Source organism: Thioalkalivibrio sp. HL-Eb18 (assembly GCF_000364985.1).
GTDB lineage: Bacteria > Pseudomonadota > Gammaproteobacteria > Ectothiorhodospirales > Ectothiorhodospiraceae > Thioalkalivibrio.
The window spans coordinates 172,976-180,829 of sequence record NZ_KB822964.1 but is presented as its reverse complement, the minus strand read 5'-3'; the positions used below and the strand labels follow the sequence as shown (position 1 = coordinate 180,829).

7 protein-coding genes are annotated in these 7,854 nt (G+C 65.4%); 4 read left to right on the top strand and 3 right to left on the bottom strand.

What is annotated here, in order from left to right; genetic code table 11:
* Both F813_RS0105760 and F813_RS0105755 read right to left on the bottom strand, forming a co-directional pair.
* On the bottom strand, positions 1 to 229 hold a 229-nt coding region (locus F813_RS0105760), incomplete at its 3' end, for a transposase family protein (RefSeq protein ID WP_017925884.1).
* 110 nt (positions 230 to 339) lie between these two features.
* Positions 340 to 795 (bottom strand): RT0821/Lpp0805 family surface protein, encoded by a 456-nt coding sequence (locus F813_RS0105755; protein WP_012982039.1) that lies wholly within the window; start codon positions 793 to 795, stop codon positions 340 to 342.
* 275 nt (positions 796 to 1,070) lie between these two features.
* On the opposite strand from F813_RS0105755, the gene F813_RS0105750 reads away from it, so the two are divergent.
* From F813_RS0105750 to F813_RS0105735, 4 genes are all read left to right on the top strand, one after another.
* Positions 1,071 to 1,379: a hypothetical protein gene (locus F813_RS0105750; protein ID WP_012982038.1), complete on the top strand. Its 309-nt coding sequence runs from the start codon at positions 1,071 to 1,073 to the stop codon at positions 1,377 to 1,379.
* A gap of 147 nt (positions 1,380 to 1,526) precedes the next feature.
* The gene (locus tag F813_RS0105745; RefSeq protein WP_017925883.1) at positions 1,527 to 2,066 is read left to right on the top strand and encodes a YjbF family lipoprotein; all 540 of its coding nucleotides are present in this window, start codon (positions 1,527 to 1,529) and stop codon (positions 2,064 to 2,066) included.
* A 38-nt stretch (positions 2,067 to 2,104) separates the two neighbouring features.
* A complete protein-coding gene (locus F813_RS0105740) occupies positions 2,105 to 2,848 on the top strand; it encodes a capsule biosynthesis GfcC family protein (RefSeq protein ID WP_017925882.1) in 744 nt (247 codons plus the stop codon).
* 17 nt (positions 2,849 to 2,865) lie between these two features.
* Positions 2,866 to 4,959 carry a YjbH domain-containing protein gene (locus F813_RS0105735; RefSeq protein WP_017925881.1) on the top strand — a complete coding sequence of 698 codons (2,094 nt, stop codon included), beginning with the start codon at positions 2,866 to 2,868 and terminating at the stop codon, positions 4,957 to 4,959.
* Between the two features lie 694 nt (positions 4,960 to 5,653).
* Here F813_RS0105735 and F813_RS0105730 read toward each other — a convergent pair.
* Positions 5,654 to 7,834, bottom strand: coding sequence for a polysaccharide biosynthesis tyrosine autokinase (locus tag F813_RS0105730; RefSeq protein ID WP_012982034.1), 2,181 nt, complete (start codon positions 7,832 to 7,834; stop codon positions 5,654 to 5,656).
* Positions 7,835 to 7,854: the final 20 nt, after the last annotated feature.

Sequence of the window (7,854 nt, the reverse complement as noted above, 5' to 3'; positions counted from 1 at the left end):
GCACCACCAGCACCACCCGGTACTCGAACAGGGGAAGATCCCGAACCCGCCGCAGCGTCGTCTCGTGCACCTGACGCGTCCGGTGGCCGCAGCGTTCGCAGTGCATCCACTGCCGCGTCGGCTTCAGGTGCAACTCCAGCGTGCCGCCCGCCTCGTCCGGCCATACCGCACGTTCCAGCCGATAGCCTTCCCAGCCGCCCAGCTTCTGCAGCGTCTTCTTGTCCAGCATCCCCCTCTCCCGTGTCCAACCCGGCTCCACGCGAGATTACGATGCCCTTCAGCGCACGAATACCTCCCCGGTATCCTTCGATGAACCTTTTTTGTAGGAGATGACCGTTCCTACTGATTGACCCAGCGTCCCTGCGCATCCCTGCATGCCGTACCGTTTACTGTTTCCGGCTGGCCGTTCATCGTCGTCTGCACCTGGTACTCGCGGCAGTCCTGCCCGTGCGCCTGATAGGTACGCGTGGGGGTAGCCTGATACTGGTATCCGGTATTGGGGTTCTGCCAGGTGGATGCCCGGTGATCCGGGTTGTGCTCCAGGGTATGCGAAACCTGCTGGCGATCGACCTGGTCCATAGTGCGCCCAACGGAGCCGCCGATCGCTGCGCCGGCCAGCGTACCGGCGATGATCGCCGCGGTCCGCCCCCGGCCACCGCCGATCTGGGAACCGATGACCCCACCGGCCGCACCGCCAATCACCGCTCCGGTCTGCTGTTTGGTGGGCGGCGTCTGGCAACCGGCGAGCAGAAAGGCCACGCTCGCCACCGCCGCTAACAACACTGTCTTCTTCATCTCTGCCTCCGTTGCGCGGCCACGGGACCGCACTGCACAACTGCATCATTCAAGTTAGCGGCGAAGACCTGAACGTTGCGTGAAAATCCGGGGGCGCAAGGTTGCGCGGCTGAATGTGACCTCCAGGCCGCAAAACTTCCAAGCCGTTCAAAACACGTACGAGAAACCTCGTATTCATGTCTCAGAATTGCTCCCCTCCACTGTCACCTTCGGACATCACTTCCTAGACTGGCCTCCGGTAAAAGACACCCCCCGGTGAAGTGAGGAACGTGACCATGATCAAGAAGATATTCGCCACAGCCATTGTTGCCAGTGTGTTCGTAACCGGCCCGGTAATGGCGCAGTCCGCCGGCGCGGGCGCCACCGGTGGTGCCAGCGCAGGCGCCAGCGCCAGTGCCCCGCAGGGGAATCCCAGCTCGCCGGTCGCCGGCGGCACCCCCTCCGGTGGCATCTCCGCCGCCGCGCGTTCGGAACCGGGCGCGGTGTCGCGTATTGCGACCCGCTCCGGTCGCCTGGTGGGCCTGATTGCTTCCACCGGGACGACCCCGGGCACGGGTACCACCCCCGCTACGGGCACGCGGTAACGAGCACCCATGCGAACCAATTCGCACTTCCTTCGCGAAGGCCGCCTCCGGGCGGCTTTCGCATGTCTGGGCCTTGGGGTTTTCGTGAGCCTGGTCACGGGCTGCGGTAGCGGGGGTCCCACGCCGCTGGGGGCATCCCTGCAAAGCATGGTCACGGGCGGGCCGGAGGTGAGTTCCCGGGCAGAAGAGATTCCCTATGCCTCGCTCGCGGTTCGCACCGAGCACCATCAGGGGTTACTGATCCTCGGAGCCATCTCCGATGAACACACCTTCTGGCCGAGCGCCGAGGGCCTTTCGCTGCAACTGCGTGACGGGGGGCTGTTTGCCACGTCCGGTCTCGAACAGGACCTGCTGGGAACACACCATCCCGAAACCGATGCACCCCCCTGGCGCCAGGCAAGCCCCGACACCTACCGGGTCGAACGCCATGTCCGCGCACCCTCCGGCGCCATCGTCCGCCATGTCGGCGAGGGCACCCTGGACTGCGGGACAAGCACATCGCGGGACCTCCCACTCGCGACCCTGGAACTCGAGCGCTGCCGCGAGCGTATCGACTGGGAAGGTGCCGGAACGACTCGCGCCGACCTCTGGCGCGACCCCGAAACCCGCGATCTATGGGCATACGACGGCCAGGCCTGGCCGGATGGTCCCTCGATCGCCTGGCAGGTGGCTCGCCCCTGGTGGTAGCCCTCGCAGGAGGCCTGATGCAAAACCATTTTCGTCCCATGTGGCTGGCCCTGGGCTTGCTGGCCCTCGCCCCTGCGGTGGGCTCGACCGACGACACGCCGGTCGAACCCTCGCTCGCCGAGACCTGGGTGGCCTGGCAGGAAGAACTGTCCGAACCCATCGACTGGGCCTACAGCTTCGCCCTGCGCAGCCGCGATGTACGGCCCATCGACCACGAGCGCAGACGGCTCCTGGCCGAGATCGAACTGATCGGACAGACGATGGACATCGGCGGACGCCCCGAGGTAGCCCGGGCACTCGGTGTCTGGAGCGAGACCGTCGACGCGATGGAGAAGGCGCCCAATGTACGCAGCGCCGAGCGCCTCGACCTGCCCTGGCTTCTGGCCAATCTGCGCCAAGCGCCCGACCCGACCGGCATGGAGCACATCGGCTACTGCACCCCGCCTGACTGGGTGGAACTGTGGTCCCTGGATGGCGTGGACCGCCATGAATGGACCCCGGGGATGACCCTGCAGGACCTGCTGGCCAAGCCCTCGCGCGCCGCGTTGCGCGGGACCGACACGGCTGCCGTGGTTTCGCCGATCGGCGAGGTCCACGTATTCGGCGCCGCGCCCTGGAACCGCGAGGACACCGCGATCGCGCCCGGAACCCGGGTGATGACGCACCTCCATGTCCGTGACCTGGGGGGATCGGTAGAGGGCGATCTGCTCAACCAGCGCCTGCCCCGTTTTCTTGCGACCCGCTTGCCGGGCGACAACTGCACACTTCGGAAACTGCCATGAACGCTACACCTTTGCGCATGCGCCGCCGCAGCCTGGTGGTCGCCGTGCTCCTCGGCCTGGGCCTGCCCACGGCACAGGCCGAGGAGTTCGGACTCGGCCAGGGCCAGCGGGATACCGGCGGTATTGGTCTGATGCAGACCCCCACGGCCCGCACCGGTGATGCCGGTCACTTCGCCGCGGGCTGGAATCGCACCTACCCCTACCGCCGCTGGAGCGTCTTCGTACAGCCGCTCGACTGGATGGAGCTCGGCTTTCGCTATGTACAGGTCGAGAACCGACCTTACCTGGCCGCCGGCGATGACGACCGTTACAACATCGACAAAGGCGCGGACATCAAACTCCGTCTGGTCGAGGAGAGCCGCTATATCCCGGAAGTGGCCGTCGGGTTCCAGGACCTGGGCGGCACTACCCTGTTCGGGGGCGAGTATCTGGTTGCCAGCAAGCGCTGGAACAACTTCGACTTTTCCCTGGGGCTGGGCTGGGGTTATCTCGGCAACCATGGCGATATCGAATCGCCGCTTGGCTGGATTGACGACAGTTTTGACGAACGGCCACGTTCCGCCGGCGGCGGTCAGGGCGGCGAAATCGCGACGCACCAGATGTTTCGTGGCCCGGCGGCCCTGTTCGGTGGGGTCGAGTACCAGACGCCCTGGGACCGCCTGCTGCTGCAGGTCGAGTACGAGGGCAACACCTATCAGCACGAGCCGCAGGACAATGCCCAGGAACAGGATTCCCGCTTCAATTTCGGGGCGCGCCTGAAACTGACCAACAGCATCGAACTGCATACCGGCTGGCAGCGCGGCAATACCGCGATGGTGGGCCTGCATTTCACGACCAACCTGGCACGGCTCTCGCAGCCCAAGTCCGACGACCCGGCCCCGGTCGACCCCGCCCATGTAGAGCGCCGCGACTGGGATGCGGTGGCCACGGACCTCAACACCAATGCCGGGATCTACGTGACCGAGATCCGCCAGGTCGGCGACACCATCGAGGTCACGGGCGAACCGGCCCGCTACCGCAACCTGAAGCAGTCCGAAGGGCGGGCCAACCGTCTGCTCGAGGCACAGGCCGATGCCGGCATCCACACCTTCCAGTACCGCTGGCAGACACTGGGCCTCGATCTGCGTGAGAGCCTGCATGATCGCGAGGCCTTCGGCCGCGCCCTGGCCTCCGCGGATCACGAGACCGACTACCGGCACAGTGTGCGGGTGCGCGATATCGAACCCACGACCAACAATGATCGTGGCGAGGTCCTCTACGAGGCCGAACCCCGGCGCTTCGAGTGGGGCGCGGGTCCTTCGCTGGAACAGAACTTTGGTGGCCCCGACGGCTATCTGTACCGGCTGTCCGCCTATCTTGACGCCAGCTATCACCTCGCCCAGGGCACCTGGATCTCGTCGATGCTATCGACGACCCTGGCGGACAACCTCGAGAACTACGAATACATCGCCGATTCCGACCTTCCTCGCGTGCGCACGCACATTGGCGACTACCTCGCCGAGACCAGCGTCGGCATCACCAACCTGCAGGCCACCCATACCAAGCGCCTGGGCAAGAACTGGTATGCGATGGGCTATGGCGGCATTCTTGAAACAATGTACGCAGGTGTCGGTGCCGAGGTCTTGTACCGCCCGTTCAACAGCCGCTGGGCCATCGGCGTGGATGCCAACTGGGTACGTCAGCGCGAGTTCAACCAGCAGTTCGGCCTGCGGGACTACGAGCAGGTGACCGGGCATGTGACCACGTACATCGACACCGGTGTACAGGACATCCATGCACGGGTAAGCGTGGGCCGCTATCTGGCCGGCGACCTCGGGACCACCCTCGACTTCTCGCGCGAGTTCGCCAATGGCGTGCGGGTCGGCGCCTGGTCGACCTTCACCGACGCCGGTGACGATTTCGGCGAAGGCAGCTTCGACAAGGGCCTGTACCTGTCGGTCCCCTACGACTCCTTCTTCTCCACCTCCAGCCGCAACCGGGCCAACATCGCCTGGCAGCCGCTGACCCGCGACGGTGGTGCCCGCCTGAACCGGCGTCATCAGCTGTTCGACATCACCGAAGAACGTCAGGTCGGCCGCTACTGGGACGAGCCCGACGCCACCTGGCGTTAATCCCCCGGTGTCCGGGGCATCGCGTCCCGGACACCCTTCCCTCCGGTTGACAAGACGCCGAGTCAGGCGCGTGTGCGTTCGCGTTCGCACTCGCGCCCCAGGCTTCCCTCCCCCTTGCCACCTCCGACGCAGTCGGGAAAATCCCGGCACACCGGCGCATACGCGCTGGTCGCGAATCCATGACAGGGCAGCCCGGCACCAGCCGCTCCTTCCAGGGAACACCAGGACTGTCGATGGCGACTTATTCGTTACGCTCTCTCGCCTCGGCGCCCCACCACCCTCCGCAGGCAGACGCGTGTGTTCTGATCGTCCGACGACCCTCAGTCACACCCGCCTGTTCGGTCTCCTGCCAGGCGAGGCGCTAATTGAATCGCGAGTCTGCGCTCGACTCGCGTTTGCGTGCGAACAAGCCGTGGTGACGGCCGTGCAGTCATTCTGCACAAGGGAGCCGCAACGCCGTGCCCGGGGGCACGGCGTTGCCTGCCCCAAACCGGACCGGCAACCGGCAACCGGCACCACCACGTTCGCTGTACTAGCTCCGCCGCGCCTGCGGCCATCGCGACCACGAACACCCAAGGCTCGCGATCCGCGCCGCATTCCCCGGTGGGCGATGTTCGACAAACAAAAAACCCCGGCAATCGCCGGGGCCACGGGGTAATCCATCGGGGCCGCCGCTTCGCGGCCCCGCGATCCGCTACTTGTAGGAGTAGTGATAATAACCGTAGCCGTAGCTGGTCGAGGCCTTGTACTCGATCGAGTTCAGGATACAGCCACGCACGTCGACTCCCGCCGCATCGAGACGGCGCCGTGCCGACTCGATCTCGCGCAGCGGGTTCAGCTGGAAGCGCACCACCATCAAGGTGGTCGAGCACTGGCGTGCGACCACGGCGGCATCGGTCACCGCCAGGATCGGCGGCGTGTCGATCAGCACCAGATCGTAGTCGCGGCTGAGCTGCTCCAGCATGCGGCTGAAACGGTCGCTCATCAGCAACTCCGACGGGTTCGGCGGCGCGCTGCCACGGGCGATGTAGTCCAGCCCCTGGATATCCGTGCGGCGCAGCACCCCTTCCAGGGATTCCTGGCCCGCCAGAAACTCCGAGAGTCCCCCGTCGCTGCGCTGACCGAAGGCGTGGTGGACATGCCCCTTGCGCAGGTCGGCGTCAATGATCAGCACGCGCTGTCCCGCCTGCGCACAAACGGTCGCCAGGTTAACCGAAACAAAACTCTTGCCCACATCCGGGCTCGGACCGGTAATCACCAGCCGGTTGTCCTCGGCCTCCAGCATCGCGAAATGCAGGCTGCTGCGCAGGCCACGCAGGGCCTCGATGGCGTCGTCGGCCGGGTCGATCGAGGCCAGTACATCCCCTGGAACGTCATGCCCCCGCGACTGGTGGCGCCGTTTCACCCGGCGCAGCAGATTCTCCTGCGCCCTGGAACGCGGCACGCTGGCATACACCGGGAGGTCGATCCCCTCGATCTCCTCCTGTGATTCCACCCCGCGGTTGAACATCCCGCGCACCAGCACCAGCGCAATCGCCAGGCCACCGCCAAATACCGTGGACAGCATCACGATCATGTTGCGCTGCGGTTCGACCGGGGACAGCCCCGCCTGGGCATCGTCCAGGATACGGACGTTGCCCACCGTACTGGCGCGGGCAATATCCATCTCCTGCATGCGATTGAGCAGCTGCACGTAGATGTCCTGGTTGACCTCCACATCCCGGTTGAGACGCAGGATCTGCTGCTGGGTCTCCGGCAGCGCGCTGACCTCCTGGTTCAGCCGGTTGCGCTCCTCCTGCAGCTTCTGGCGCTTGTCGATCAGGGCCGCATAGGTCGGATGGCTGGGCGTGTACCGCCGGGAGATCTCGGCCTCCTCGAACTCCAGCTCGTTGAGCTGACGTTCCAGGTTGACCAGGCGGTCCAGCACGGCACGGGTCTCCTGCGAGAGGTCCACGCTGTCGCGCTCTGTGCGGTACTCGTTCAGCGCATCCTCGGCCGTTTGCAGCTGATCGCGCACATCCGGCACCTTCTCCTCCAGGAATTCGAGGCTCTTCTCGGCTTCGGCGGCCTTGCGCTGGACGTTCTGGGTCAGATAGATCTGGCTGATGGTGTTCAGGATGCGCTGGGCTTGCTGCGGGTCCGGATCGGTCAGGGTCAGGCTGAACACGCCACTCTCGCGGCCCTGCTGCCCCGCCTCGAACTGACCACGCAAGCTGTTGATCGCCGCCAGGCGCGAGCGCCGCTGGATATCAAAACGCGCCCCCGGCCCCGCATCCATTTCGGCCACACGCAGGCGTACATCACCCTCAAAGAACTCCACGTCCTCGCCAATACGCCCCTCGCCCAGTTCATGATCCCCGTTGATCAGGCGATAACGATCGTCATCCAGAACCTCCAGCGTAAAGGTGCGCCCCTCGTAGGCTCGGGCCACCTGGAACTCGCCCACGTTGATCGATTCGCCCGCCCAGACACTGGACTGAGCAAAGGCGGGGCGCTCCACGCCCCGGCGAACGAGGTAATCGCCCACCACCGGCATACGGTGCGGGCGTACCACCAGATCCAGCGCCTCCTGATCGACCGTGCGGCCGAGGACCATGCGTGAACGCAGGATCTGCAGCTCGGCCTCGACGCGCGGCTCCTGCCCCAGCATCTCGCGCACACTGGACAACGGGCTGCTGAAGCGTCCCATGTCCTCCACCTGCACCAGCGCATCCGCCCGGTAGATCGGGGTGGACAGCGTCGCGTATACCGCGCCCGCAATAGCAAACAGCGCCGTGATAAAAATGATCAGCCACTTGTGGTCCAGCAACTGGCCAAGCAGTCGGCCAATATCCAGTTCGCCTTCCGGCACCCCGGGGGAATGGTTCTTTGTCATCGGGATTTACCTGTGTCGGA

Bases quoted from the DNA above. Each gene is read 5' to 3' on its own strand.
- F813_RS0105755 (WP_012982039.1), bottom strand. From the start codon at position 795: ATGAAGAAGACAGTGTTGTTAGCGGCGGTGGCGAGCGTGGCCTTTCTG.
- F813_RS0105750 (WP_012982038.1), top strand. From the start codon at position 1,071: ATGATCAAGAAGATATTCGCCACAGCCATTGTTGCCAGTGTGTTCGTA.
- F813_RS0105745 (WP_017925883.1), top strand. From the start codon at position 1,527: ATGGTCACGGGCGGGCCGGAGGTGAGTTCCCGGGCAGAAGAGATTCCC.
- F813_RS0105740 (WP_017925882.1), top strand. From the start codon at position 2,105: ATGTGGCTGGCCCTGGGCTTGCTGGCCCTCGCCCCTGCGGTGGGCTCG.
- F813_RS0105735 (WP_017925881.1), top strand. From the start codon at position 2,866: ATGCGCCGCCGCAGCCTGGTGGTCGCCGTGCTCCTCGGCCTGGGCCTG.
- F813_RS0105730 (WP_012982034.1), bottom strand. From the start codon at position 7,834: ATGACAAAGAACCATTCCCCCGGGGTGCCGGAAGGCGAACTGGATATT.